Origin of the sequence: Flagellimonas sediminis, from assembly GCF_010500845.1 — a bacterium.
GTDB classification, from domain to species: Bacteria; Bacteroidota; Bacteroidia; order Flavobacteriales; family Flavobacteriaceae; genus Flagellimonas; species Flagellimonas sediminis.
In genome coordinates, this window is record NZ_JAAAMI010000012.1 from 67025 (window position 1) to 90551 (window position 23527).

At 41.2% G+C, this 23527-nt stretch carries 28 protein-coding genes; 14 read left to right on the plus strand and 14 right to left on the minus strand.

Annotation, left to right across the window (positions count from 1 at the left end; translation table 11 throughout):
* Window positions 1-72 precede the first annotated feature (72 nt).
* The 3 genes from GTK07_RS17585 to GTK07_RS17595 form a co-directional block, all read right to left on the minus strand.
* The gene (locus GTK07_RS17585; protein WP_163636480.1) at window positions 73-1080 is read right to left on the minus strand and encodes a 3-oxoacyl-ACP synthase III family protein; all 1008 of its coding nucleotides are present in this window, start codon (window positions 1078-1080) and stop codon (window positions 73-75) included.
* A 96-nt stretch (window positions 1081-1176) separates the two neighbouring features.
* Entirely contained in the window at window positions 1177-2487 is a 1311-nt protein-coding gene (locus GTK07_RS17590) for an ABC1 kinase family protein (protein ID WP_163636481.1), read from the minus strand.
* Between the two features lie 6 nt (window positions 2488-2493).
* Window positions 2494-3150: a TetR family transcriptional regulator C-terminal domain-containing protein gene (locus GTK07_RS17595; RefSeq protein WP_163636482.1), complete on the minus strand. Its 657-nt coding sequence runs from the start codon at window positions 3148-3150 to the stop codon at window positions 2494-2496.
* Window positions 3151-3476: 326 nt separating this feature from the next.
* Between GTK07_RS17595 and htpG the strand changes: the two genes are divergently transcribed.
* The 3 genes from htpG to GTK07_RS17610 all read left to right on the plus strand — a co-directional run bounded on the left by htpG (window position 3477) and on the right by GTK07_RS17610 (window position 7149).
* A complete protein-coding gene (htpG, locus tag GTK07_RS17600) occupies window positions 3477-5360 on the plus strand; it encodes a molecular chaperone HtpG (protein WP_163636483.1) in 1884 nt (627 codons plus the stop codon).
* Window positions 5361-5450: 90 nt separating this feature from the next.
* The gene (locus tag GTK07_RS17605) at window positions 5451-6788 is read left to right on the plus strand and encodes a YfhO family protein (protein WP_163636484.1); all 1338 of its coding nucleotides are present in this window, start codon (window positions 5451-5453) and stop codon (window positions 6786-6788) included.
* 4 nt (window positions 6789-6792) lie between these two features.
* Window positions 6793-7149: a DoxX family protein gene (locus GTK07_RS17610; protein WP_163636485.1), complete on the plus strand. Its 357-nt coding sequence runs from the start codon at window positions 6793-6795 to the stop codon at window positions 7147-7149.
* Here the strand turns inward: GTK07_RS17610 and GTK07_RS17615 are convergent.
* Both GTK07_RS17615 and GTK07_RS17620 read right to left on the minus strand, forming a co-directional pair.
* A complete protein-coding gene (locus GTK07_RS17615) occupies window positions 7141-7557 on the minus strand; it encodes a hypothetical protein (protein WP_163636486.1) in 417 nt (138 codons plus the stop codon). The genes GTK07_RS17610 and GTK07_RS17615 overlap by 9 nt on opposite strands.
* A complete protein-coding gene (locus GTK07_RS17620; protein ID WP_163636487.1) occupies window positions 7550-8128 on the minus strand; it encodes an RNA polymerase sigma factor in 579 nt (192 codons plus the stop codon). The genes GTK07_RS17615 and GTK07_RS17620 overlap by 8 nt, the downstream gene beginning before the upstream one ends.
* A 133-nt stretch (window positions 8129-8261) precedes the next feature.
* Here GTK07_RS17620 and GTK07_RS17625 point away from each other — a divergent pair, with 133 nt between their 5' ends.
* Both GTK07_RS17625 and GTK07_RS17630 read left to right on the plus strand, forming a co-directional pair.
* Window positions 8262-8615 carry a DUF6249 domain-containing protein gene (locus GTK07_RS17625; protein ID WP_163636488.1) on the plus strand — a complete coding sequence of 118 codons (354 nt, stop codon included), beginning with the start codon at window positions 8262-8264 and terminating at the stop codon, window positions 8613-8615.
* Between the two features lie 63 nt (window positions 8616-8678).
* Window positions 8679-9311, plus strand: coding sequence for an MOSC domain-containing protein (locus GTK07_RS17630; protein ID WP_163636489.1), 633 nt, complete (start codon window positions 8679-8681; stop codon window positions 9309-9311).
* Between the two features lie 50 nt (window positions 9312-9361).
* On the opposite strand, the gene GTK07_RS17635 is transcribed toward GTK07_RS17630, so the two are convergent.
* Window positions 9362-9742, minus strand: a complete 381-nt coding sequence (locus GTK07_RS17635; protein ID WP_163636490.1) for a hypothetical protein — start codon at window positions 9740-9742, stop codon at window positions 9362-9364.
* Between the two features lie 213 nt (window positions 9743-9955).
* On the opposite strand from GTK07_RS17635, the gene GTK07_RS17640 reads away from it, so the two are divergent.
* Entirely contained in the window at window positions 9956-10825 is an 870-nt protein-coding gene (locus GTK07_RS17640; protein ID WP_119642068.1) for an AraC family transcriptional regulator, read from the plus strand.
* Between the two features lie 7 nt (window positions 10826-10832).
* Here the strand turns inward: GTK07_RS17640 and GTK07_RS17645 are convergent, their stop codons facing one another.
* A complete protein-coding gene (locus tag GTK07_RS17645) occupies window positions 10833-11603 on the minus strand; it encodes a S1/P1 nuclease (RefSeq protein ID WP_163636491.1) in 771 nt (256 codons plus the stop codon).
* 149 nt (window positions 11604-11752) lie between these two features.
* On the opposite strand from GTK07_RS17645, the gene GTK07_RS17650 reads away from it, so the two are divergent.
* Window positions 11753-13951: a DUF5916 domain-containing protein gene (locus GTK07_RS17650; RefSeq protein ID WP_163636492.1), complete on the plus strand. Its 2199-nt coding sequence runs from the start codon at window positions 11753-11755 to the stop codon at window positions 13949-13951.
* Between the two features lie 43 nt (window positions 13952-13994).
* Here GTK07_RS17650 and GTK07_RS17655 read toward each other — a convergent pair whose 3' ends face one another.
* Window positions 13995-14978 carry a GlxA family transcriptional regulator gene (locus GTK07_RS17655; protein WP_163636493.1) on the minus strand — a complete coding sequence of 328 codons (984 nt, stop codon included), beginning with the start codon at window positions 14976-14978 and terminating at the stop codon, window positions 13995-13997.
* A 134-nt stretch (window positions 14979-15112) separates the two neighbouring features.
* Between GTK07_RS17655 and GTK07_RS17660 the strand changes: the two genes are divergently transcribed.
* Both GTK07_RS17660 and GTK07_RS17665 read left to right on the plus strand, forming a co-directional pair.
* Window positions 15113-15583 (plus strand): SRPBCC family protein, encoded by a 471-nt coding sequence (locus tag GTK07_RS17660; RefSeq protein WP_163636494.1) that lies wholly within the window; start codon window positions 15113-15115, stop codon window positions 15581-15583.
* Window positions 15584-15592: 9 nt separating this feature from the next.
* Window positions 15593-16177 carry an SRPBCC family protein gene (locus GTK07_RS17665; protein ID WP_313790831.1) on the plus strand — a complete coding sequence of 195 codons (585 nt, stop codon included), beginning with the start codon at window positions 15593-15595 and terminating at the stop codon, window positions 16175-16177.
* Between the two features lie 131 nt (window positions 16178-16308).
* On the opposite strand, the gene GTK07_RS17670 is transcribed toward GTK07_RS17665, so the two are convergent.
* Complete coding sequence (locus GTK07_RS17670; protein WP_163636495.1) at window positions 16309-16476, minus strand: lmo0937 family membrane protein; 168 nt, start codon at window positions 16474-16476, stop codon at window positions 16309-16311.
* Between the two features lie 169 nt (window positions 16477-16645).
* On the opposite strand from GTK07_RS17670, the gene GTK07_RS17675 reads away from it, so the two are divergent.
* The 5 genes from GTK07_RS17675 to GTK07_RS17695 all read left to right on the plus strand — a co-directional run bounded on the left by GTK07_RS17675 (window position 16646) and on the right by GTK07_RS17695 (window position 20313).
* Window positions 16646-17296 (plus strand): DMP19 family protein, encoded by a 651-nt coding sequence (locus tag GTK07_RS17675; RefSeq protein WP_163636496.1) that lies wholly within the window; start codon window positions 16646-16648, stop codon window positions 17294-17296.
* A 138-nt stretch (window positions 17297-17434) separates the two neighbouring features.
* On the plus strand, window positions 17435-17800 hold the full coding sequence (locus tag GTK07_RS19495) for a helix-turn-helix domain-containing protein (RefSeq protein WP_417939656.1): 366 nt from the start codon (window positions 17435-17437) through the stop codon (window positions 17798-17800).
* A gap of 31 nt (window positions 17801-17831) precedes the next feature.
* On the plus strand, window positions 17832-18227 hold the full coding sequence (locus GTK07_RS17685) for a VOC family protein (RefSeq protein ID WP_163636498.1): 396 nt from the start codon (window positions 17832-17834) through the stop codon (window positions 18225-18227).
* 83 nt (window positions 18228-18310) lie between these two features.
* The gene (locus GTK07_RS17690) at window positions 18311-19573 is read left to right on the plus strand and encodes a DUF819 family protein (protein ID WP_163636499.1); all 1263 of its coding nucleotides are present in this window, start codon (window positions 18311-18313) and stop codon (window positions 19571-19573) included.
* A gap of 41 nt (window positions 19574-19614) precedes the next feature.
* Complete coding sequence (locus tag GTK07_RS17695) at window positions 19615-20313, plus strand: DUF4369 domain-containing protein (protein WP_163636500.1); 699 nt, start codon at window positions 19615-19617, stop codon at window positions 20311-20313.
* Here GTK07_RS17695 and GTK07_RS17700 read toward each other — a convergent pair.
* From GTK07_RS17700 to GTK07_RS17720, 5 genes are read right to left on the minus strand one after another with little or no spacing between them, the layout of a single operon-like run.
* The gene (locus GTK07_RS17700; protein WP_119645592.1) at window positions 20310-20582 is read right to left on the minus strand and encodes a hypothetical protein; all 273 of its coding nucleotides are present in this window, start codon (window positions 20580-20582) and stop codon (window positions 20310-20312) included. The two genes, GTK07_RS17695 and GTK07_RS17700, sit on opposite strands and share 4 nt — an antisense overlap.
* Before the next feature lie 26 nt (window positions 20583-20608).
* Window positions 20609-21577 (minus strand): type I phosphomannose isomerase catalytic subunit, encoded by a 969-nt coding sequence (locus GTK07_RS17705; protein ID WP_163636501.1) that lies wholly within the window; start codon window positions 21575-21577, stop codon window positions 20609-20611.
* Complete coding sequence (locus GTK07_RS17710; RefSeq protein ID WP_163636502.1) at window positions 21577-21984, minus strand: 6-pyruvoyl trahydropterin synthase family protein; 408 nt, start codon at window positions 21982-21984, stop codon at window positions 21577-21579. The genes GTK07_RS17705 and GTK07_RS17710 overlap by 1 nt, the downstream gene beginning before the upstream one ends.
* Complete coding sequence (gene idi, locus GTK07_RS17715; protein WP_163636503.1) at window positions 21981-22514, minus strand: isopentenyl-diphosphate Delta-isomerase; 534 nt, start codon at window positions 22512-22514, stop codon at window positions 21981-21983. Before idi ends, GTK07_RS17710 begins: the two co-directional genes overlap by 4 nt.
* A gap of 55 nt (window positions 22515-22569) precedes the next feature.
* Entirely contained in the window at window positions 22570-23505 is a 936-nt protein-coding gene (locus GTK07_RS17720; RefSeq protein WP_417939657.1) for a PorP/SprF family type IX secretion system membrane protein, read from the minus strand.
* Window positions 23506-23527: the final 22 nt, after the last annotated feature.

Below are 23527 nucleotides of genomic sequence, written 5' to 3' on the forward strand. Positions count from 1 at the left end.
TTTCAAGGACATCAATAAAAAACCCCGATCCTAAAGGATCGGGGTTTTGTTTTTTAGTTTATTTTCATTTTGCTACCATCGGATGATGACACTACCCCAAGTAAATCCACTACCAAAAGCGGCCAAAACGACTAAATCCCCTTCTTTCACTTTTCCTTGTTCCCATGCCTCTGTTAAGGCAATTGGAATAGAAGCGGCCGTGGTATTGCCATACTTCATGATGTTGTTGAACACCTGGTCATCGGACAATCGGAACTTACCCTGAATGAACTGGGAAATCCTCAAATTGGCCTGGTGCGGAATCAACATATCGATATCCTGTGGAGTAAGGTTGTTCTTTTGCAACCCCTCCATGATCACTTCGCTAAAACGGACCACTGCATTTTTGAACACAAACTGTCCGTTCATATAGGGAAAATAGGAAGTGTCCTCTGGATCGGCATCGGCAATGATATCCGTCACCCATCTTTTTCCCATCCCTGGTGCAATCAAGGAAAGTTCTTCGGCATGTTGGCCTTCGGAATGCAGGTGGGTAGAGAGGATTCCTTTGGAAGAATCTTCCTCCCTTGTCAAAACAGCGGCCCCTGCCCCGTCACCAAAAATGACCGAAACCCCTCGGCCCCTGGTTGTCATGTCCAGACCATACGAATGTAGTTCCGATCCTATGACGAGCACATTTTTGTACATCCCACTTTTTATGTACTGATCGGCCACAGAAATGCCATACACAAAGCCCGAACATTGATTTCGGATATCGAGGGCACCAACCGTGCGTAAACCAAGATCGCGTTGTACCAAAACCCCAGGGCCAGGAAAATAATAATCCGGGCTAAGGGTGGCAAAAACGATGAAATCAATCTCATCCTTATCGATTCCGGCACGTTCAATGGCTTTTTCTGCGGCTTTCACTCCCATGGAGGTCGTAGTGTCCTCCCCTTTCACCACATGGCGCCTTTCCTTGATTCCGGTACGCTCTTGAATCCATTCGTCATTCGCATCCATCAGTTTGGATAAATCGTCATTGGTCACCACACGCTCAGGTACGTAAAATCCTAATCCTGAAATTCTTGAGTTATACATTGCGAAGTGCTTAAATAGAAATTTTTGAAAAAAGTATAGGCTAAATAATGGAAAAGTAAAAAATATATCCAAAGAACTGGATATATATTAACAAAATTAGACCATGTACTTTTTAAAATGGTTCACTTCCACCTTGGCTCCAAGATCGTGCAGCAGATTATAAAGTCCAAAAAAGGTGCGGTTCATATACAGAAAATGTTTGGAGCCACGGTTCCCGTTCATCTTCCTGATCTGTTGATCCTTGGAATAACGTTCGCTCAATTCGGCAATTTTGGACCAGAAGTCCGCATCCCCAAAATCGAACTCCTCTTTGTTGAAGGGAGAAGTGAAGATACTGAGCATTTCCTTGAACAACGCTTTGAAAAATTCCAGTTCCTCTGCACTATCCGTTGGAGTCAGGATTTCCAGTTGATACAGCTTTTCCATAAAGACCACATTGTTGTTGAGGATGTCAAGGTTGGCCAATTCAAAATAAGGAATGTAAAATTCATCTGGAATGGCCTTGATACAGCCAAAATCTATCGCTATCAGATTGCCATTTTCACTTACCAAGAAATTTCCTGGGTGTGGATCGGCATGCACCTTTCTTAAATGATGGATCTGGAACATATAAAAATCCCAAAGGGCCTGACCCAATCGATTGCCAAGGTTAGCATCAAAAGTGGTTTTGGTGAACTCACCCAAATGCAATCCGCTCATCCAATCCATGGTCAGGATACGTTCACTGGAAAGTTCGGGATAGTATTTTGGGAATTCCATTCCAGGAATCACGGCACAGGCTTCGGTGATTTCCCTGCTTTGTTCCAATTCCAGAATATAATTGGTCTCCTCAATCAACTTGTGCTCCACTTCCTTGAAATATTTCTCGGAATCCTTCCCCTTCAGGTTGAACATTTTAATGGCCACTGGCTTCACCAACGCAAGATCGCTACTGATGCTTTCTGCCACTCCCGGATATTGGATCTTTACCGCCAATTCCTTGCCATCCTTAGTGGCACGGTGCACCTGACCAATGCTGGCCGCATTTACGGAATCTTTTTCAAAGTGATCAAAGATATCCTCGGGATATTGTCCGAAGTATTTTTTGAATGTCTTGCGGACCAAAGGGGCCGATAAGGGTGGTACCGAAAACTGGGAAAGGGAAAATTTTTCCACATAGGCCCTAGGCAGCAGGTTTTTCTCCATACTCAGCATTTGGGCCACCTTCAGGGCACTTCCCTTAAGACTTTTCAGTCCATCGTAAATATCCTCGGCGTTGTCATGGTCCAGCTCTTCTTTGGAAGTATCCGGATTTACGAGTTTCTTGCCATAGTACTTCACATAATTCCCGCCGATCTTGACACCGGTGGTCACCAATTTTCCCGCCCGCTCTATTTTTCCGGTGGGTATTTTATCCAATGTTTTCATGTGGTACTACACAAACTTTTCTTTGTACAGAAATTTCCCAAAGTCAATAATCTTTTCCAAAGGGGTATTCTCAAAAATCTGAAAGATCGTGGTCACGGATTTCTCTATCGCGATATCTGTTTTTTCAAAGCCTGGCGAGCTGTCTTCCATCCAAAACTTTAAAAGGAACAAAAACTGGAGCCAAGCCCCTTCAGAAAAAAGTGGCTCATTATATTTTAAGATTTTCAAGTTCTTTTCCTCATTTCGGACATGGATCAATTCGGTAGCAAACTCCTTGAAAGATCTGCGTAGTACCTTCAGTTGGGCCAATCCTTCAAAAGTATGCCGGTGTTCCCTGAGTGCGAACAGCACATAGCTGCGGTTCAAGGTCAGATTCTCGAAATAAGTAAAGAAAAAGGTCAGCATTTTATCCTCATTGGACATGGCGGCGTAATCCTTGTTCTTGTTCAGCAAAGCCATGGTATTGTCAAAAAACTTTTGCCAAATTCTTTGTTGTAAGGACTCGAAAGATCCAAAAAATCCATAAAATGTGTCCTCACCAATTTTGTGCGCCTTGCAAAACTTGTAAACCGATTCGGGAACCTTTCCATTTTCCAAAACGGAATCCATATACCATTCTATTACTTTTTCCTCTGTGATGTTGGTTTTTACCGATGTTGCCATAATACTTTGTTTAAGGGTGATACTTTTTGGTCAACTTGTGGCGAAAGAATAAAGAAAATGCACTTCCGAGCGAAAGTGCATTTTCCACAACCTAACCAATAAATAAACAAACTTGTTATAGTGCAGAACTTCTTCACAGCAATTTTTTCCTATAACATTTTAAAGATACGACATTTTGTTTAATTTTTACAAAAAAAGAATAAACAAAATTATGTTAAAATTTATAGGCTGTAAAAAATGACGCATTCCCGTGTCAGTTTGTCATATTTACCGATCTGGTATTTTTTTTGACTAACTCGGTATGTACAAATGATAAACACAAAACGATGGCAACAGGTAAAATCAATGTTTCAGTAGAGAACATTTTTCCCTTGATCAAAAAATTTCTGTACAGCGACCATGAAATTTTCTTGAGGGAGCTTATTTCCAACGCTACGGATGCAACCTTGAAACTCAAACACCTTACTTCCATTGGAGAGGCAAAGGTGGAGTATGGCAACCCGATCATTGAGGTGAAGGTGGACAAGGACAACAAACGCATCCATATTATAGACCAAGGAATCGGGATGACCGAGGAAGAGGTCAAAAAATACATTAACGAAGTGGCCTTTTCAGGTGCCGAAGAGTTTTTGGACAAATACAAAGATGCCGGAAAAGATGCAGGAATCATCGGGCACTTTGGTCTAGGTTTTTATTCCGCTTTCATGGTGGCTGAAAAGGTGGAGATCATCACCAAAAGCTATCAAGATGCCCCAGCAGTGCACTGGATTTGTGATGGTTCCCCTGAATTCACCATTTCTGAATCGGACAAAACGGAAAGGGGGACCGAGATCATCCTGCATGTAGCCGAGGACTCCACCGAGTTTTTGGATGATTCCAAAATCCGTGGCCTTTTGGTCAAATACAACAAGTTCATGCCCATTCCGATCAAGTTTGGGACCAAAACCGAAACCTTGCCCAAACCGGAAGGAGCCAAGGAAGATGAGCCCGCACCAACCCAAGTGGTGGACAACATCATCAACAATCCAAATCCGGCGTGGACCAAGCAACCCACTGATCTGACCGATGAGGATTATAAAAGCTTTTACAGGGAACTATATCCCATGCAGTTTGAGGAGCCTTTGTTCCACATCCATTTGAATGTGGACTATCCGTTCAACCTTACTGGAATTTTATATTTTCCCAAGTTGACGAATGACCTCAACATACAAAAAGATCGTATTCAACTTTATCAAAACCAAGTTTTTGTAACGGACAATGTGGAAGGCATCGTACCGGAGTTTTTGACCATGCTTCGCGGGGTCATCGATTCCCCTGACATTCCTTTGAACGTATCGCGTTCTTACCTTCAGGCCGATGGTGCAGTAAAGAAGATTTCATCCTACATCACCAGAAAGGTGGCGGACAAGTTGAGCTCCCTTTTCAAGAACAATCGTGAAGATTTTGAAAAGAAATGGAACGACATCAAGGTGGTCATTGAATACGGCATGCTTTCCGAAGAAAAATTCTTTGAAAAAGCGGAAAGCTTTGCCCTATACCCCACTGTGGATGACAAATATTTCACTTTTGAAGAGTTACAGGCCAAGATCAAGGACAACCAGACCGACAAGGATGAAAAGTTGGTGGTCCTTTATGCTTCGGATACTGAGGCACAGCACAGCTATATTGAAGCTGCCAAGGCCAAAGGTTATGAAGTGTTGTTGATGGATTCGCCCATTGTACCACACTTGCTCCAAAAACTGGAGATCACAAAGGAAAAACTGTCCTTTGTTAGAGTGGATGCCGACCATATAGATAACCTCATCAAAAAAGAGGATACCGCCATATCCAAACTTTCCGATGAGGAAAAGGAACAGTTGAAGACCGAATTGGAAGAGGTGATTTCAAGCAAAGGCTATACCATCCAGTTGGAAGCCATGGACAGTCAAGCATCACCATTCATCATTACCGAACCAGAGTTTATGCGCCGGATGAAGGAAATGCAGCGTACCGGTGGCGGTATGTTCGGGATGGGAAACATGCCAGATATGTACAACCTTATCGTGAACACCAACCACGAACTGGTGGGTGAAATCTTAAATACGAAGACCGCCAAAAAACGGGAACGGTTGATCAACCAATCCTTGGATTTGGCCCGCCTGTCCAAAGGTTTGTTGAAGGGTGAAGAACTTACCAAGTTCATCGCTCGCAGCTATGAAATGATCAAATAAAGATTTGCATAGTAGTATGATGTACAAAACCGCTCATTTTGAGCGGTTTTTCTTTTTAATGTTTATCTTGTTGCATCAATCGACCAAACCGTGGGCAACAACGATTATAATAGTCCGGCCTTTAAAAGATTACTGGATTCCCTGCAGCAGCAAAGCTGGGAGTTGGAACTCATCATTTCGGGGTTTGCCATTTTTGGGTTGTTCACCGCTTACGAACCCTTGCGCTTGGAAATGTGGAACGCCGAGAATGAGCAACATATTTACCGTTTTGTAGCCTATTTTATCCTCCACATTGCCGCTTCCATACTGTTGTTCAACCTGTTATTGCATGTCATATTAAGGGGTTTGTGGATCGGGGCCTTAGGGCTTCGGTATGTTTCGGGTGACATTGAGTTTGATCAACTCAACTATGCACAACGGTTTACCAATTACCTCAAAAAAAAGATTATTTCCTTTGACCGTTATATTGCCAATCTAGAAAATTATTGCAGCATACTTTTCGCCATTTCCTTTTTGTTGATTTTCTATGTTCTGGCCATGACTACCATTATTATTTCCATTGTTTTGGTGGCCAGTTTTGTCATTGAAGGGGATTGGTTACCCAGTAAATTGGGCAAGATTTTGGGAGCCTTTATGATTATTTTCATCGTCGTGGGCATGTTCCTGACCTTTATTGACTTTTTGACGCAAGGCCTGCTCAAAAAGAACAAGTGGGTGGCCAAATTTTACTTCCCCGTGTACTGGGTCTTCAGTTTTTTGACTTTTTCGTTTCTATATAGACCTTTGGTCTATAATTTCTTGGACAACAAATTTGGAAAACGGTTGATTTTGTTGCTTGCTCCCATTTACATTGTTATCTTGATCATTACCAGCTTGGAATACCGCCATTCCAATTATTTGGAAAAGGATCTTAACTCATCGCAAGTTTTTGCCAACAAAAAAAATTATTTGGATATGTTGGTGGAGGATGGAGATTTTCCAGGTGAAGTGGTCATCCCATCCAAAGTGATCAGTACCTCCTATTTAAATGTCTTTATTCCTTTTTCAGAACATATGGAAGAACGCATTTTCTTGTACAATGATTCGTTAAGGCCCAAAAAGGACCGACGCGGGCTTACTTCCAGCATAAAAATAAACACCAATTGGAGTGATAAGATCACAAGCCTCAGCCAAAAGGACAGCATACGTAAAGTGTACCTCAGAACCTTCAACGATATTTATTCCTTTCAAATTGACACCTTGAAAATGGACGAGGATTTTATTTTGACGACCGGCATGAACAATCTTCTTGGTTTTGAGACCTTCCTTAAAATCTCCCATTTGGATGACGGCAAACACCTCTTGCGTTTAAAAAGGAAGCAAAAGAAAAAGGATACGGTTGTTACCGTTACCGAGGCGGTCATCCCTTTTTGGAAATTTAAGAATTAAGGATATGGCACCATGGCACTTGTACCTTATGGGCATCCTTTACATTTTGGCCGGGATTATGCATTTTGCGCGGCCAAAAATGTACCAACGCATCATTCCAGACTATTTACCCAATGCCAAATTCTTGGTTATTTTGAGTGGAATTGCAGAAATTTTATTGGGACTAGGGCTTTTCTTTGAAGCTGACAGGACTTGGGCCGCCATAGGGATTATCTGCATGTTGATTGCTTTCCTGCCCGTTCATTTTTATATGTTGGCGAACGAGAAAGCTGCGATGGGAATTCCCAAATGGGTCCTGATCCTTCGGATTCCGTTACAGTTTGGACTTATGTATTGGGCTTACAATTATGTTTCATTCTAACATGGCCGTACGATCCATGTGTTTTTTGAGCCAAGGTACCTGCACAAAAAACAGCAACCCAAATAGCAGCACTGCGTATACCAACACTTTGGAAGAGGTATAGTTTTCCAACCAACCCCAAAACGGTTTAAAGTTGGGCTCCCAAGTAATCTTATCGAACCATCCTGTTCCATCTCCCAAGTCATATTGTGAGATCACATAAACCATCAATACCGAAAAAGCCACAAATAACCCTACCAAAACAGATCGGGACATGATGGGTTTATACTGAAAGGCCTCTTTTTGGGACTGTGCCTCAATCCGAAGCATTAGATTTTTGGTGAAGTCCACGGATGGGGATTCCAATGGGGCATCGGCCATAAGGCGATCCACAAATTCTTCCAATTTCTTCTCTTCGTGCTTATCCATTGCTTTCTAGTATTTCACGTTCTAAACTGGTTTCCATGATACTGGCCAGTTTTTTTCTGGCCCTGAACAACTTTACTTTTATCGTATTGGCGGAAAGTTTTAAAATCTTTTCCATCTCCAAAAGGTTCTTTTCCTCAAAATAGAACAAGGTAATGATCCCTGCATCCTCAGCCGGTAATTTGGCCAAACTATGATGGATCAACTGTCTTTTTTCTTCCTGTACCATTTTGTCAAGGGCATCGTCCATATCGGCCAAACCCATTTTTCTCACTTGATCGATCTCCACATGGTCATAGGCCCTTTTGTTCTTTTTTATCCGATCTAAGGCGGTGTTGTACGCAATCCTATAGATCCAGGTAGATAATTTGGAATCTCCCTTAAAGGTAGCCAAAGCTTTATAAATTTTTATAAAGGCATCCTGTGAAACTTCCTCGGCCTCTTCCCTATTGCCCAACAACCTTAAAGATAAGGTAAACACCAAATCCTTATAGCTTTCCACCAAATCGGTGAAGGCCCTGGTATTGCCACGGCGTATTTCCTCGATCAGATCTGTTTCTTTGTTGGTCAGCATTGCACATTGGACGACTAGCGAACCCTTTAGGTTACATGGAAAACAATTTTTATAAAATTATGTAACCTAGATCAAAAAAGCGTCGTCATAAGCTATGAACAAAAAATATAAATAATCATAAAAACGAATCGTCATGGGATCTGAAGTAATCATTTTACCAGTAATTTTTGGGGTCATCTTTGCTATTGCATACCTCTATTTTTCAACACGTAACAAAGAAAGGTTGGCCTTGATCGAAAAAGGTGCCGATGCCAGCATCTTTGTAAAGGGACGCCGGGAAGGAGCCGCTCCTTTTTGGAAAATCGTAATCCTAAACATCGCACTTTTACTCATCGGTATAGGGGTTGCCATTTTTGTGGGATCCATTATGGTCTACAATCTTGGTATGGAAGAAAGTGTGGCCTACCCTGGAACCATCTTTACCTTGGCAGGTGCAGGTTTATTGGTCGGTTTTACAATGACCAAACGCCTTGAGAAGGAAAATTAAAAAATGATAGAACTGTTATGAAGACCACCGCCCATCGCGGTGGTTTTTTTTTATCTTGGTGGCATGAAAGTTATCTCCACCAACTTAGGCCCTTCCACGGAAATTATGTGGAACAATGAAAAAACGACCACTGGTATTTTTAAATATCCGGTTACCGGTCCCATTTATTTGGATACGGAAGCAGTTCGTAATGATACCATTGCCAATAGGAAAGTTCATGGCGGAGCATTCAAGGCATGCTATTTATTTTCTTCGGACCAATATCCCTATTGGCGACAAAAATACCCAGACCTGCAATGGGATTGGGGCATGTTCGGCGAAAACCTGACCATGGAAGGTCTTGATGAATCCGGGTTGAAAATCGGCAACATTTACAAATTGGGTTCAGCGTTGGTTCAAATTACCCAGCCCCGAGAACCCTGTTTTAAATTGGGCATCCGGTTCGGCAACCAAAATATTATAAAGGAATTTATTGATCATGGCTTTCCTGGTACTTATGTTCGCATATTGGAAAAGGGCGAAGTCAGTACAGGAGACCATATGGAACTGGTAAAGGAATCTTCCAATCCGTTGACCATCCAACAGTTTTATGGTTTATTGTTCAACAGGGAAAAGGACCAGAAATTATTGCAATGGGCCATTACCAATGAGGCATTGCCCCCAAGTAAAAGGGAAGGTTTAAAAAAATGGGCATAAAAAAAGGGGGCCTCCCGGCCCCCAATGCACATAAAAATTAACTAAACAAACTATCTTACTACCATAGTTTCTTTGTAGGTACCAAATTTGTCCACTACAACTACGGTATATTTATCTTGGTACGCTTTTTCAAAGTTGAAAGCTTTTTCAACAACGATATCCCCTTCGATAGCCTCATCGAAAACAAGTCTGTTTTGGGAATCATAAACTTTTAGAAGAACTTTCCCTTGAGAGATGTTCAAAAGGTTCATCATGATTTTTTGACCTTTCTTTACAAATACTGGATCAAGGTTAACTTTCACCAAATTCTTTTCAACTTCGTATTTGGCAGCTGTTTTTTTACCAAAATCAACTGCAGTTCCATTAGCCAACCCGATGGCACTAACCAAAAGGGCCGCTGCTACTGTTAGATTTTTAACTACTGATTTCATAACATTTCGCTTTTTTAAGATTACAATACAAATGTATGGCGCAATTGAGGACAGGAATACCACCATCTTTTCCATTTTATGTGCAATTTTACCATAGTAGGCATGTTAATTGGACGTTAATGTTAATTTAACACACATTTGTGGTAATTTTGCAGATAAGTGCATAAAGGACACCGTCCTAACTTTACATTACCAAATAAAAAATTGGAACTTATGATTCAAAAACCTGCATTTGAAGCCATAGCCCCAAGTTTTGGTCATTCGTTTACTTTTCAAAAGTTCAACGAAAGCAATGAGAACAAGAACAATGGCTGGCATTACCATCCGGAACTGGAACTGGTATATGTGAATGGGGGCTCAGGAAAAAGACAGATAGGCAGCCACGTATCCTATTATAGAAACGGGGATCTGATCCTTATTGGATCCAACCTTCCCCACTGTGGATTTACGGATAAGCTCACCGGTAACAAAAGTGAGACCCTAATACAAATGAAAGCTGATTTTCTGGGTAGTGATTTTTTCAATATTCCCGAAATGAAGAACATCCAAAAGCTTTTTGAAGTGGCCAAAGGCGGTATTGCCTTTTATGGAAAGACTAAAATGAAGGTAGGAGAGAAAATGGAAATCTTGGAATACCAGACCGATTTTCAACGGTTACTTTCCATCCTTAATATATTGAACCAATTGGCCACCTCGGATGAGATGAACGTGCTGAATGCCGAAGGTTTCTCTTTGGAGACCGAGGTGAAGGACAATGATAGGATCAATATCGTGTTCAACCACGTAAAGGCGAATTTCAAGGAAGACATTAGTCTTGAGGAAATATCGGATATGGTGAGCATGACGGTACCCTCTTTCTGTAGGTACTTTAAAAAGATCACCAACAAGACATTTACCCAGTTTGTGAACGAATACCGTTTGGTACATGCCTCCAAATTATTGGCCGAGCAGCCCATCAGCATAACCCAGGTGTGTTATGATAGCGGCTTCAACAATTTTTCGCATTTCAACAAATCTTTCAAGGCATTTACAGGACAAAACCCCTCGGAATACCGCAACCAGTTAAAAACGGTGCTGCAATAAAAAACGTTTAATCAAACAGGTCGTTCAAGACCTTTGCCAATCTAAGACCTCCTTTTTGAAGTTGTTCGAACAGGAGGTCATTATAATTATAGGTATATTGGTAGCCCAATTTATCCCCCACTTTAACGGAGCCATACAGTTCACCACAAATATCATGGGATTCGTCTACCCAATCATAAATGGTACCTTCCTGGATTTTTTTAACCTGTTTGGTAGAAACCTTGTCCAGTTCATGGGCCAATTCAGTATAGGTCATCCCGTAGGATTCAATAAGATTTTGGTCCCACACTTTGTGCAAGTTGCTGCCTTGGCCAAACCATTGCACTTGAATGTCGTTTCCACCTTTATCCTCTTCCCTACTGGCATGCATGGGTTGATGAAGGTCCCCGATCAAATGGACCAACATTTTTAGGTGGAAAATGCGTTCTTCCTTTGGCCTATTCTTATCCTTGATGACAGCCTTACATTCCTCTATGGCAGTAATAATGTCGCCATCCTCGCTTTTTTCCGAATCCACATAGTTCATCCCTAGAGGATAGTTTACATAATGCCAAGGCGAATATTTGGAATAGGCACGGTCTGCCTTTATATCGTCCCCATAAGTAGAAACGAATGCCAAACTGTGACCATCCAACAGGTCGTTCAGGGCTCTTTTGGTCTTGCCCTTCAAATGGTTTTGGGCAATCTGTCCGGTAACCCGGTGCCCTGTTTTGCTCCAAATGGCGTTCCCGAACATGAACATGGGCAACAAAAGGAGCAATAGGAAGGTCTTTTTCATTTTGGCTGAATAAAGAAATACAAGGTTTACACTATGGAAATAACAAAGATCAATTTTCTGAATCTTTTTGCAATGCACAATGCCCAATCATTTTTTTGGGAATATTTTAACTATACCCTTACATTTGGAAAACCAACTAAACTAAACAAATGCCTAAGCTACTGATCATTATAGCTATTTTCCTATTTCCGATTGCCCTGGTATCCCAAACATCCAATAATACTTTTACTGTTAGGTATATTGACCAGATCATCGAAGTCGACGGAATTCTGGATGAACCTGTATGGAACCAAGCAGAGAGTGCGGAAGACTTCCATCAGTACTTTCCCTCCGATACAACGTTGGCGGTACAACAGACCCACATAAAGATGCTCTACAACAATACCACATTGTACATAGGCATCAAGTTAATGACACAAGGAAACAATTATGTTGTTCCATCTTTGCAACGCGATTACCGTGCCGGTGGAAATGACAACATAAGTCTATTGTTCGACACTTTTAACGATGGCACCAATGCCTTTCTATTTGGCATGAATCCTTATGGGGTTCGCAGGGAGGCCCTTATTTCAAATGGTGGTGCAGGCCCAAGTAATTTCACAACTTCTTGGGATGTTAAATGGAAAGGGGAAACCAAATTGTACGATGGCTACTATATCTGTGAGATAGCAATTCCCCTAACCTCTTTTAAGTTTAAACAAGGGGAAACCAAATGGCGGTTCAACAGTTATCGGTTTGATATGCAGACCAACGAGACAAGTACTTGGACAAAAATCCCGCAGAACCAATTGATCTATAGCTTGGCCTTTATGGGGGACATGGTATTTGAAAAGCCCTTGGGCAAATCCAGGACACCCATGGCACTCATTCCCTATGTTAATGGTATTGTGGGCAAGGATCATGAATATGATGAAAAACTGAACAAGCTCGATTTTGGTGGTGATGCCAAGGTATCCATTGGGAACGGGATGAACCTGGATATTACGGTTAACCCCGATTTCTCGAACGTTGAAGTGGACAATTTAGTGACCAACCTTACCCGATTTGAGGTTTCCCTTCCCGAAAAAAGGCAATTCTTTATTGACAACAGTGATCTTTTTGGGTCTTTTGGAAGTGAAGAGGATTCCAACCCCTTTTTCTCCAGAAGGATTGGGATTGCCCAGAATTTAGATGACGAAACCATTGAGAATGGAATATTGGGTGGTATTCGGTTAAGCGGGAAACTTACGGAAGATTGGCGTTTGGGCCTTTTGAACATACAAACCGAGAAAGATGAGGCGAACCATATCCCCAGTAACAACAACACCGTTTTTGCCTTACAGAAAAAAATGTTCTCTAGATCCAACCTTAGTTTCATCTTTGTAAATCGCCAAACTTTTGATGATTACGATTTTCTGGACGAAATTGACCGATATAACAGGGTGCTGGGTATCGATTACAACTTGGCTTCCGCAAACAATACTTGGACCGGTAAGTTTTACTATCACAAATCTTTTGCCCATGCAATGGGCAATAGGGATGCCTCGGGCGGGGCCAATCTCCAATACAACAGCCGATATCTGAATTTTGGGCTTCGGGGAAATTTCGTTGGAAATGATTTTAGATCGGATCTGGGCTATATTCCAAGGGAGGATATTGTGGTGGCAAAACCCCATGTCGAAATCAACTTTTGGCCCAGAAAGGGAAGTCTGAACACACATGGATTCCTATTTAGACCCTCCATGATTTGGCGGCCCACATTGGATTATAAGAATACCGATTACTTTTTTTACACCGGATGGCAGGCCAAATTCAAAACCCAAGAAGAGATTGCCGTTAGGCTTTTTAACCGATATACATATTTGACCGATGGGTTTGATCCCACTGGAAGCAAGGATGGGGTGGAACTACCTGCCGATATCGGATATTACTATACCAGTTACGAGGTCGAATTCCAAAGTGATCGTCGCAAAGTGGTCTCTTACTCTTTGGAGCCAGGCTATGGGGATTTTTATAATGGAACCCGATTTGTAATGGAAGGTGATTTGAGCCTCCGTCTTCAGCCTACCGTTTTTATTTCTTTGGGACTAAACTATAACAGCATCAAACTACCGGAACCCTATGAAAGTGAAGACCTTTGGTTGGTGAGCCCTAAAATAAACATCACCTTCAACAAATCGGTATTTTGGTCTACCTTGGTCCAATACAGCAACCAATTGGACAATTTAGGTTTCAACTCAAGGCTTCAATGGCGGTTTGCCCCACTTTCGGACCTATTTTTGGTGTATAACGACAACTATTTTGTAAATTCTTTTGTACCAAGGAACCGTTCCATCAACTTAAAACTGACGTATTGGTTGAACATTTAGGGAGCCTCATTTGAAAAAGCATTAGGTTGTTGGAATCCTTACTTTACTTAGTGGAAAAAAAATAATTGTATTTGGCCCGATAATCCACTGGTGAAATACCTGTGATCCTGTTAAAAATTTCACGGAAGGCCTTAGCGTCATTATAACCAACGTCATACATCACTTCGTTTATATTGAGACGGGTGTTTTCAAATGATTTTTTGGCCGCCTCCACCTTTATCCTTTGCAAGTATTCCAAGGGGGTAAAATCTGTGGCTTTCTTAAAGCGACGGTCAAAATTTCTTCGATCCATGTTCAGATTCTTGGCCAAGGTCTGTATGGAGATCTTTTCCCTAAAGTTTTCTTCCAAATACGACTGGGCTTCATGAATTACCTCATCATCATGCTTTTTATGCCCATTGAATATGGAAAACTCCGATTGCATGTTCCTAGCTACATCGATTTGGAACACTTTGGAACAATATATTGCCGTTTCCCTATCGTAAAATTTCTCAACAAGATATATCACGAGGTTCAAAAAGGAATAGGCACCGCCATTGGTATAGATACCATTTTCATCCGTGATCAATTGATCGGCTTTCAAATGTACCTTTGGAAACTTTTTATTAAAATTCTCCGCAGCGGCCCAATGTGTTGAACAATGCTTTCCATCCAAAACCCCGCTGGCAGCCAATAAAAAGGCACCGGTACAGATACTGGCAATCTCTGCACCCAATTTATATTGTTTACGTAGCCAAGAAATCAAATCCTCATTTCCAAAAACTGCTTCTTCGAAATTATGGTTCAATGAAGGAATGATAATCAAATCCGTCTTGTGGATATCGGAAATATATTTTTGTGGATTGACCGTAAATAATCCATTGTAAAAATCAACCTGGGACCGAGTCCCGACCAATTCTATTTGGAAGATTTTCTGTTTTCCAGACTGTTGATGATAAGTATTGGCCCGATCAAAAATCTTATAGGGGCCAACAATACTACTAAGGTTATTCTGACCAACGGGTACCAAAATTGTCAAATGTTTCATAATTCAATTTTAGCAAAAGTATGGAGGGATAATGTCCATATCAACCTACTGAAATGTCTAATAACACCTCTTTTAAGGTCAATTTAGACAATATCTTTGTTTTAACAATATTAATCTAGCACCAAAACATTTCAATGAAAATGAAGACCTTAAGTACTACAACGAAGGAATTTGGAACAACTTTGAGCTACTCCTATTCATTCAGAACAAAAAAGACTGCCCAGGAAATATTTAATTTATTATTGAACATTCCAGCTTGGTGGTCGGGGATATTTGAGGAAACCATAGCCGGTCCAAGTAAGCAGGTTGGGGATGAATTTGAGTTTAAAGCGGGTGGAGGCGCCCATTATACCAAACAAAAATTGATAGAATTGGTACCGGATAAAAGGATTATTTGGGAAATCAGGGAATGCCATCTACAGTTTGTGACCAACCATAGCGAATGGGTGGGAACACATCTGCAATTTGATATTGAAAGTTTTGTAGATGATACCAAAGTGACCTTTACCCACCTAGGATTGGTTCCTCAGTTTGAATGCTTTGAAGGATGCTCCGGGGCATGGACGCAATATATGGAAGCCCTCGAGAACAACTTGAACACCTAAAATAAGCTCATGAAAACGCCGATCATACTCTTCTTCTTACTCTTTAGCTCCTTTATTGGAACGCCTCAACCGGAAATTAAACAACAAGAAAAGACTTCAAACATGGAAAATAAATACTTTACAACAACTATCCTTGTAAACCAGACTCCTTCGGAAGTGTATAAGGCCATAAACAATGTCCGCGGGTGGTGGTCCGAAGAAATTGAGGGCCCAACGGATGAACTGAACAAGGAATGGTTTTATCACTATAAGGATATCCATCTATGCAAAATGAAGGTGGTTGCTCTTGAAGCCGACAAAAAAGTGGTTTGGGAAGTTGTGGAAAACAGTTTCAATTTTGTGAAAGACCAAGAAGAATGGGTGGGCAATCATCTCATTTTTGAAATTAAAAGTGAAGGTGACAAAACCAGATTGACCTTTACCCAAGAGGGTTTGACCCATTTTTATGAATGCTACAACGTGTGCCGCGAAGCATGGACCCATTACATCCAAAACAGTCTGTACAAATTGATCACTACAGGTAAGGGCGAGCCCAACCCGAAGGCAGGTGATGGTTACAACAAAGCACTTGCTGATAAATGGAAATTGAACTGAGCACCAAAAAACAACCCACTATTTAAAAATAAAAACAGCCACAAGTTTTTGTGGCTGTTTCTTTTACAGAAGCTTATTGCTTCCAAAGTCATTGTTCTAGGTGGATAACCATGATTTCGGTCAGCTCAGGATTACAGAGGTTTACGACCAGAAATGATATTATACAAAATTGCGATAATTGCGATTACCAATAATACATGGATCAAGCTACTGGTGGCCATTCCGGCAACAATTCCAAAAAAGCCCAATACCCAAATGATGATACATATTACGGCAACCAACCAAAGTAAACTTCTCATGATTTCTATGTTTTAGTGTTTATAACAATAAAGTTAGGGCATCCCTTTCCCTAACCTTAGCGCGATTCATGCAATTGTTGACTCAAAACCGATTTCGTCTTCTTTTTCAAATAATGGGGTATTTAGATGACGCTAATGTGTGTATCTTGGCATTACAAGCATAGTCTGCATGAATTTTACGATCATTATAGCTATTCTGGCCATTTTAGGGTATATCATTCCCCGATTGGTAAAATTCGGGAAACCGACACCTTCAAAACCGAAAGGAGAATGGCATTATAGAGTAAGGTTTGCCAAACTGAACAAGGAACTTTATGAAAATGCGGCTGAAGAGGAAAGAATGGAATTACTATATTATTTCGTACAAAAAATCAGAAAAAGTGATGACTACGGAATAACTTCTTTACAGGAAATGCCGGAACCCCTCAAAACTTTTTACTTCATTGATTGTTTGGAAAAGGAAGTCAATAATGGCGGATTTTTGCAATTTTTCACGAATTCAACAGGTCGATATACAAAAGGAACTATTGAAAGTTTAGACAAAATCGGAGCAAGTTTCAACAAAAGTTTGCTTTTAAGTGCAGTAAAGATCCTTGAAAAGCATAACGTTTCACCTGAAAGCCTAAGAAATCTTTTAGACAATCATGAATTACATGAAATTTTACCAATTGGTGAATTATTTCAGAATGAGGCCCTAGTGAATGATATGTATGAACTTGACAAGCAATTTTACAAATCGGAAGAATATCTTTGGAAATTGAGTTTGACTTATTTTGATGAGAACAGTCATGATCTTTGGCCGAAATTAGAAGTACAATAAGGAAATTAAGCCATTGGGATGCTTATCCATTTCTCAGAGCACGATTCCCTAATATTGAAGGGATTCAAAAATCTATAACATAATGAAAAAAAGTTTGTTGTGACATTTTATCAAAATGAGATCCTTAGGATCAAAAACATGTGTTATGCCAATACCGCGCAGATCCAGAAAGTGGTTGCAACCCGGAATTATATTGAGAAACACTTCGACAAGCCATTGAATCTGGATAGCCTTTCCCATGCTGGGTTTACCTCAAAATATCACCTATTGCGACTCTTCAAGCGCTATTATGGGCAAACCCCAATGCAATTTCTAATTGATAAAAGAATAGAGAAATCAAAATTTTACCTAAAAAAGGGAATAACGATTTCAGAGACGTGCTATCTGGTCGGGTTTGAAAGCCCAAGTTCGTTCAGTACACTTTTCAAAAAAAAGACGGGATACATGCCTAGCAACTTTCAAAAAAAGCAATTTTCACAAAGTCGGTCCATTGGAGATTTTTGATTTTTGACCATCCAATCCAAAAGTATAGCCAATGAAAGTAAAAGTATTGAGCATACCGGTCCAAGATCAAGCAAAAGCCCTTGCCTTCTATACCGAAATATTAGGTTTTGTAAAGAAAGTTGATGTGCCCTTAAGTGAAGACAGCAGGTGGCTAACGGTGGTAAGTAAGGAAGAGCAAGATGGCCCCGAAATTTTACTGGAACCATCACCCAAACATTTTGAACCTGCAAAGACCTATCAAAGATCCCTTTTTGAAGCAGGCATTCCGTACACACAGTTCAATGTTGAAAATATGCAACAGGAATACGACCGTCTTTCTGCGCTTGGCGTGGTCTTCAGCATAAAACCTACTGAAATGGGTACCGTTAAAATTGCGGTTTTTGACGACACCTGTGGCAATAACATTCAAATCGTGGAGATGTTGTAAGATTTGGGAGTTGACCTTTGAAAGGTCCTTGTAACTTTTTCTCCCCTTTGAATTTCCTATATTTGGGACCATAGCTTACAAATATGGACCAACTACCCTTTACCGATGACACTGTAATATTCGGACTGCTTTGCCTCTGTTTGGGCTTTGTTTTTTATACTTCATCCATTAAGACCGGATTCTGGAGCAAGTTTTATAATGTGGTGCCCACAGTGCTCATGTGCTACCTATTACCCGCCATTTTGGCCAGTGTGGGCATTGTGGACGAATCTTCCTCCATGACCTATTCGGTAGCCAGTCAATACTTGTTACCGGCAGCTTTGATCTTGATGACATTAAGCGTTGACCTAAAGGCCATTTTGAACCTGGGATCCAAGGCCCTTATCATGTTTTTAACAGGAACTGTTGGAATTATAATAGGCGGTCCTATTGCCATATTGATCGTTTCCATCTTTTCGCCAGAAACAGTTGGCGGTGTAGGCTTTGATGCGGTTTGGCGCGGTTTGGCCACTATTGCCGGAAGTTGGATCGGAGGTGGTGCCAACCAAACAGCTATGCTGGAGGTCTTCAAATTTAACCAAGACAATTATGGAGGTATGGTCCTCATTGATATTGTTGTAGCCAATCTTTGGCTGGCCGTTATCCTTTTTGGAGTGGGCAAAAGCCAAAAAATTGATAAATGGTTGAAGGCGGATACTTCGTCCATTGAGGAACTCAAACAGAAAGTATCTACCTATACCGCAAAAATTGCCCGGGTTACCACCTTGCAGGATTTTATCATGATCCTTTTTTATGCATTTGTAGGGGTGGGCATCTCCCATTTTTTAGGACATCACTTTGTGGTGTTTCTTCAGGATAATTTTGAAGTGATCCGTGATAAGGATAAAATTCTTTCCTCCCTTGGTTCCGAATTTTTATGGGTGGTACTTTTTGCCACAATGTTAGGCATCGGATTGTCTTTTACCAAAGCCAAAAACTACGAAGGGGCCGGGGCCAGTAAACTAGGTGGATTGTTCATCTATATTTTGGTGGCCACCATAGGTATGAAAATGGATTTGGGCAAGGTTATGGAAAATCCAGGGCTCATTGCCATCGGGCTTATTTGGATCAGTATTCACGCCTTATTGATGATCCTGGTCGCCAAATTGATCAAAGCCCCCTACTTTTTCCTTGCCGTGGGAAGTCAGGCCAATGTGGGCGGGGCTGCATCCGCACCCGTTGTGGCAGCGGAATTCCATCCATCCCTTACCTCTGTGGGCATTCTTTTGGCCGTTTTTGGGTACGTGGTAGGCACCGCAGGCGCCTATTTATGCGCTTTGTTAATGGAAGTGGCCTCCAAAGTTTAAAAAGTTCAGAAGTTTATTGATATTTGCCCTGCAAAAATTTAATGATGAAACGGATATTGTTCGTAATGCTTTTGGGATTGGTGGTTGTTTCTTGCGAGAAGAATACAGAGAACACCATGACCCTCACAGGAAACATTAAAGGTCTTAAAAAAGGGACCTTATACCTACAACAGTTAAAAGATTCCACCATTGTGGTGTTAGATTCTTTGGAAATCAAGGGAGATGGGAGCTTTACGTTTACCGAAGAAGTGGAAAACCCGGATATCTATTATCTATACCTGAACAAAAAAGACAATAACGACATCAACGACCGAATTACCATTTTTGGTGAACCTGGATTGATTACCGTTAAAACGGCATGGAACACTTTTGATACCAAGGCGGAAGTCACCGGTTCCAAGTCACAGGAAAAAATGGAAGAATTCTACGAAATGACTTCCAAATTCAATATTAAGGAACTAATGTTGGTACAACAAGCTACCTTACCCCAGTTTCAAAATGATTCCTTGGCCTTGGATTCACTTCAAAACCAAATTGATCAAAATACCATTAGGAAGTACAGGTACGCCCTTAACTTTGGATTGAACAATGGCGATTCTTACGCCACTCCATATCTGATGCTGGCAGAGGCAAGCCAAGCCAATCCAAAATATTTGGATTCTATTTATAAAGGACTTAGCCCAGAAGTGGCATCGTCAAAATATGGAAAAATGTTGAAGGAATTATTGGATAAGAACTAGCCGGCCAAACTGTTCAATTGGTCTACCAGTTCGGTAGCTTTTTCTTCCAATTCGTTTCGGATGCTCCTGAAGTGGGCCTTGCGGTCTTCCACATCTTTTTTGTTGACCTTGTCCATCAATTCGTCAAAAATATCGATGGCCTTGTCTATGATCACGGTTCCTTCTTCGGATTCCTTATTTCCGTCACCGGCTTCCCATATGTAAACGGCCTCGATAATATCTCCGAGCACAAAATTGATATCTTTCTTTAAATCGCGAATACTTGCCATATCAGTGTTTTTATTAAAGGTACTAATTAAATGGTCACTTCTAAAAGTTTGGTGCCTTTGGTTTCAATTTCCACCTTGCTACTCAAGGCAGGCACCAAAATGGTCTCCCCCCTTTTGATAGAGGCACTCCCCCAATCATTGGAAATGGTTGCATTCCCTCCTACGCACATATAGATGGTAAAGGAATCTCTATCGGAAATATCTTGTTTCATGGATTTTGAAAGTTCCATAAAGTTGGTCTTAAAATAGGGACAATCCACCATTTTGTTCACCACATCTGTCCGAACCGAATAGCTCACTTTAAAGTCGTCCTTCTGTTTATAATCGATGGCATCCACTGCCAAACTGGTATGCAGTTCCCTCAAATTGCCATTTTTGTCCCTTCTGTCAAAATCATAGACCCTGTAGGTAATATCGGAAGTCTGTTGTATCTCGGCCAAAAGAACTCCGGCCCCAATAGCATGAATCTTACCGGTGTTGATGAAAAAGGTATCACCCTCTTCCACTTCCTCATAATTCATAAGATCTAATAGGGAACCTTCTTCCAAGCTTTGCACATATTCTTCCTTTTCCACATCCTTATTGAATCCTACAATCAATTTTGCCCCAGGATCCGCATCCATAATGTACCACATCTCGGTCTTCCCGAATGAATTGTGCCTTTGTTTGGCCAACTCGTCATTCGGGTGCAATTGAATGGAAAGATCCTGTTTTGCGTCAATAAATTTTATGAGAATCGGAAATTCGTCCCCGAAGCGATCGGTAACGCTTTTACCCAAAAGGTCCCTCCCGTGGTTGGCAATAAGGTTGTTTAAAGAAGTTCCAGCCAAGGGTCCATTGGACACCTCGGAAATATCTCCAGACACCCCAGAGAGTTCCCAACTTTCCCCGGTAATATCACTTTTTATGGGTTTTCCGAGGACTTCTTTCAATTTGGTACCACCCCAGAGGCGTTCTTTTAAAATGGGTTTAAATTTTAAGGGATATAGTTCCATTATCCTGAATAGGTTACAAAATTCCGTGGGGTTTCATAGAGAACAACCTCCAATTCATTTTCCGTGTTTATAAGTGGCCTCAATCTATTCCAAATAACCACCGCTATATTTTCCGCTGTCGGGTTCAGATTCTTGAACTCGGGTACATCGGTATTCAAATTCTTGTGATCCAAAACATCTATGACATGCTCTTGGATCATTTCCTTCAACACCTTAAGATCCATCACAAATCCCGTTTCCTGATCAATTTCTCCAGTAACGCTTACGATAAGATCATAGTTGTGACCATGAAAACGAGGGTTATTGCATTTGCCGAAAACTTCTTGGTTCTTGGCATCGTCCCAATCGGGTCTATGAAGTCTGTGCGCTGCATTGAAGATAGCCTTTCTACTAACCTTTACTTTCATGTTGTAGGAATGTTTTGCATAAGATGATCGTAAAAACGTTCAAAGATAATCTTGAACCATGCCGTGTACCGATCCGGATTTTCCTCTATATCCTTTTTGATATCCCCTGGAAGCATCCATTTCCAATCCGCAACTTCATCAGGATTGATGTTCGGTTCCCCAAGAAAAGTGCCTATCATCACATGATCAAATTCATATTCTGTAAGTCCATTATCAAAAGGTGCCTTGTAAATGAAGGAGAAGAGCTCCTTCAACTCTGTGGTAAAGCCCATTTCTTCCATCAACCTTCGTTTTCCTGCCCCAATATTGCTTTCCCCATCCCTTTGATGGCTGCAACAGGTGTTGGTCCATAGTAACGGTGAATGGTATTTGTTCTTTGCTCTTTGCTGCAACATGGTTTCCCCTTTATCATTCATCACAAAAATGGAAAATGCCCTGTGTAAAAGGGCTTTCTCGTGTGCTTCCATCTTGGGCATGAGACCAATGGGTTCATCGGACTCGTTCACCAGTATCACATGTTCCTCTACCATGTTGCAAAAATATGACCTTTGTGGGACATAGACGGTAGCGGGTTCTTAAATCTTGCTAAAAGAAACGTGGGGATTTTAGGTTTCCAATATTTCTAATGAAGTCATATCGAATAATGATTTCAAAAGAACCGTCGTTGAAGGTCGCGGCTCCCAATTCGGTAATTTCCCGGTCGTAGGCCATACCTACCATAAATTGATCGGACAACATAAATCCGATAAGCCCACTGAAAGCGGCATCCCATCTGTAGGCCAATCCCCCGATGAATTTTTCGTTGAACATAAAATTGGCCGAAACGTCCACTTGCAAGGGTGCTCCTTGGACTGCCTTGGTCAACAATGCTGGTTTGAACTTCAAGAAGGGATTCAAATCCCACACATAGCCAGTAATGAGGTACATGTTGATTTGTTCCTTGGCAGTAGATACGGAAGAAGAATCAAAATGGGTGGTTTCCAAAATTCTGGGTGCCGACAGTCCTGCATAAAACCTATCCGTGTGATAGTAGACCCCTACACCGAAATTGGGTGAAAACTTGTTTTGGATATCTTGTTGCGATTGTAACTGTGGATCCACTTCAAACTCGTCCAATTCCGAATAACGGATGTCCAGCATATGGGCACTCCCCTTAAGACCGAAGCTCAATCTACCTTCCCAGGAAGTCTGGATGGTATAGGAAAAGTCCATATCAAAATACGTTTCCGAAGTAGGACCAATCTTATCATTTACAATGGAAACACCCAATCCTACCCCTCGGTAACCAATCGGAGAATGGATATTGAACGTTTGGGTTTCCGGGGCACCATCCAATCCCAACCATTGATTACGGTACAACCCAGCTATGCTCAAATGACCTCGGGAACCAGCATAGGCCGGATTCACGCTCACGGTATTGTACATGTACTGGGTATATTGGGCATCTTGTTGGGCCTGTAGAATTCCAAGTCCAAGCACAAGAAACACTAGCAAACATTGGATGTTTCGGTTCAAAATCATTTTCTCCACAGTAATCATTTTG

Bases quoted from the DNA above. Each gene is read 5' to 3' on its own strand.
- GTK07_RS17685 (WP_163636498.1), top strand. From the start codon at position 17,832: ATGAAAGTAAAAGTATTGAGCATACCGGTCCAAGATCAAGCAAAAGCC.
- GTK07_RS17650 (WP_163636492.1), top strand. From the start codon at position 11,753: ATGCCTAAGCTACTGATCATTATAGCTATTTTCCTATTTCCGATTGCC.
- GTK07_RS17665 (WP_313790831.1), top strand. From the start codon at position 15,593: ATGAAAACGCCGATCATACTCTTCTTCTTACTCTTTAGCTCCTTTATT.
- GTK07_RS19495 (WP_417939656.1), top strand. From the start codon at position 17,435: ATGTGTTATGCCAATACCGCGCAGATCCAGAAAGTGGTTGCAACCCGG.
- GTK07_RS17710 (WP_163636502.1), bottom strand. From the start codon at position 21,984: ATGAAAGTAAAGGTTAGTAGAAAGGCTATCTTCAATGCAGCGCACAGA.
- GTK07_RS17620 (WP_163636487.1), bottom strand. From the start codon at position 8,128: ATGCTGACCAACAAAGAAACAGATCTGATCGAGGAAATACGCCGTGGC.
- idi (WP_163636503.1), bottom strand. From the start codon at position 22,514: ATGGTAGAGGAACATGTGATACTGGTGAACGAGTCCGATGAACCCATT.
- GTK07_RS17690 (WP_163636499.1), top strand. From the start codon at position 18,311: ATGGACCAACTACCCTTTACCGATGACACTGTAATATTCGGACTGCTT.
- GTK07_RS17700 (WP_119645592.1), bottom strand. From the start codon at position 20,582: ATGGCAAGTATTCGCGATTTAAAGAAAGATATCAATTTTGTGCTCGGA.
- GTK07_RS17595 (WP_163636482.1), bottom strand. From the start codon at position 3,150: ATGGCAACATCGGTAAAAACCAACATCACAGAGGAAAAAGTAATAGAA.
- GTK07_RS17625 (WP_163636488.1), top strand. From the start codon at position 8,262: ATGGGATCTGAAGTAATCATTTTACCAGTAATTTTTGGGGTCATCTTT.
- GTK07_RS17585 (WP_163636480.1), bottom strand. From the start codon at position 1,080: ATGTATAACTCAAGAATTTCAGGATTAGGATTTTACGTACCTGAGCGT.
- htpG (WP_163636483.1), top strand. From the start codon at position 3,477: ATGGCAACAGGTAAAATCAATGTTTCAGTAGAGAACATTTTTCCCTTG.
- GTK07_RS17660 (WP_163636494.1), top strand. From the start codon at position 15,113: ATGAAAATGAAGACCTTAAGTACTACAACGAAGGAATTTGGAACAACT.
- GTK07_RS17640 (WP_119642068.1), top strand. From the start codon at position 9,956: ATGATTCAAAAACCTGCATTTGAAGCCATAGCCCCAAGTTTTGGTCAT.
- GTK07_RS17635 (WP_163636490.1), bottom strand. From the start codon at position 9,742: ATGAAATCAGTAGTTAAAAATCTAACAGTAGCAGCGGCCCTTTTGGTT.
- GTK07_RS17655 (WP_163636493.1), bottom strand. From the start codon at position 14,978: ATGAAACATTTGACAATTTTGGTACCCGTTGGTCAGAATAACCTTAGT.
- GTK07_RS17720 (WP_417939657.1), bottom strand. From the start codon at position 23,505: ATGATTTTGAACCGAAACATCCAATGTTTGCTAGTGTTTCTTGTGCTT.
- GTK07_RS17630 (WP_163636489.1), top strand. From the start codon at position 8,679: ATGAAAGTTATCTCCACCAACTTAGGCCCTTCCACGGAAATTATGTGG.
- GTK07_RS17645 (WP_163636491.1), bottom strand. From the start codon at position 11,603: ATGAAAAAGACCTTCCTATTGCTCCTTTTGTTGCCCATGTTCATGTTC.
- GTK07_RS17615 (WP_163636486.1), bottom strand. From the start codon at position 7,557: ATGGATAAGCACGAAGAGAAGAAATTGGAAGAATTTGTGGATCGCCTT.
- GTK07_RS17695 (WP_163636500.1), top strand. From the start codon at position 19,615: ATGATGAAACGGATATTGTTCGTAATGCTTTTGGGATTGGTGGTTGTT.
- GTK07_RS17590 (WP_163636481.1), bottom strand. From the start codon at position 2,487: ATGAAAACATTGGATAAAATACCCACCGGAAAAATAGAGCGGGCGGGA.
- GTK07_RS17675 (WP_163636496.1), top strand. From the start codon at position 16,646: ATGAATTTTACGATCATTATAGCTATTCTGGCCATTTTAGGGTATATC.
- GTK07_RS17670 (WP_163636495.1), bottom strand. From the start codon at position 16,476: ATGAGAAGTTTACTTTGGTTGGTTGCCGTAATATGTATCATCATTTGG.
- GTK07_RS17610 (WP_163636485.1), top strand. From the start codon at position 6,793: ATGGCACCATGGCACTTGTACCTTATGGGCATCCTTTACATTTTGGCC.
- GTK07_RS17705 (WP_163636501.1), bottom strand. From the start codon at position 21,577: ATGGAACTATATCCCTTAAAATTTAAACCCATTTTAAAAGAACGCCTC.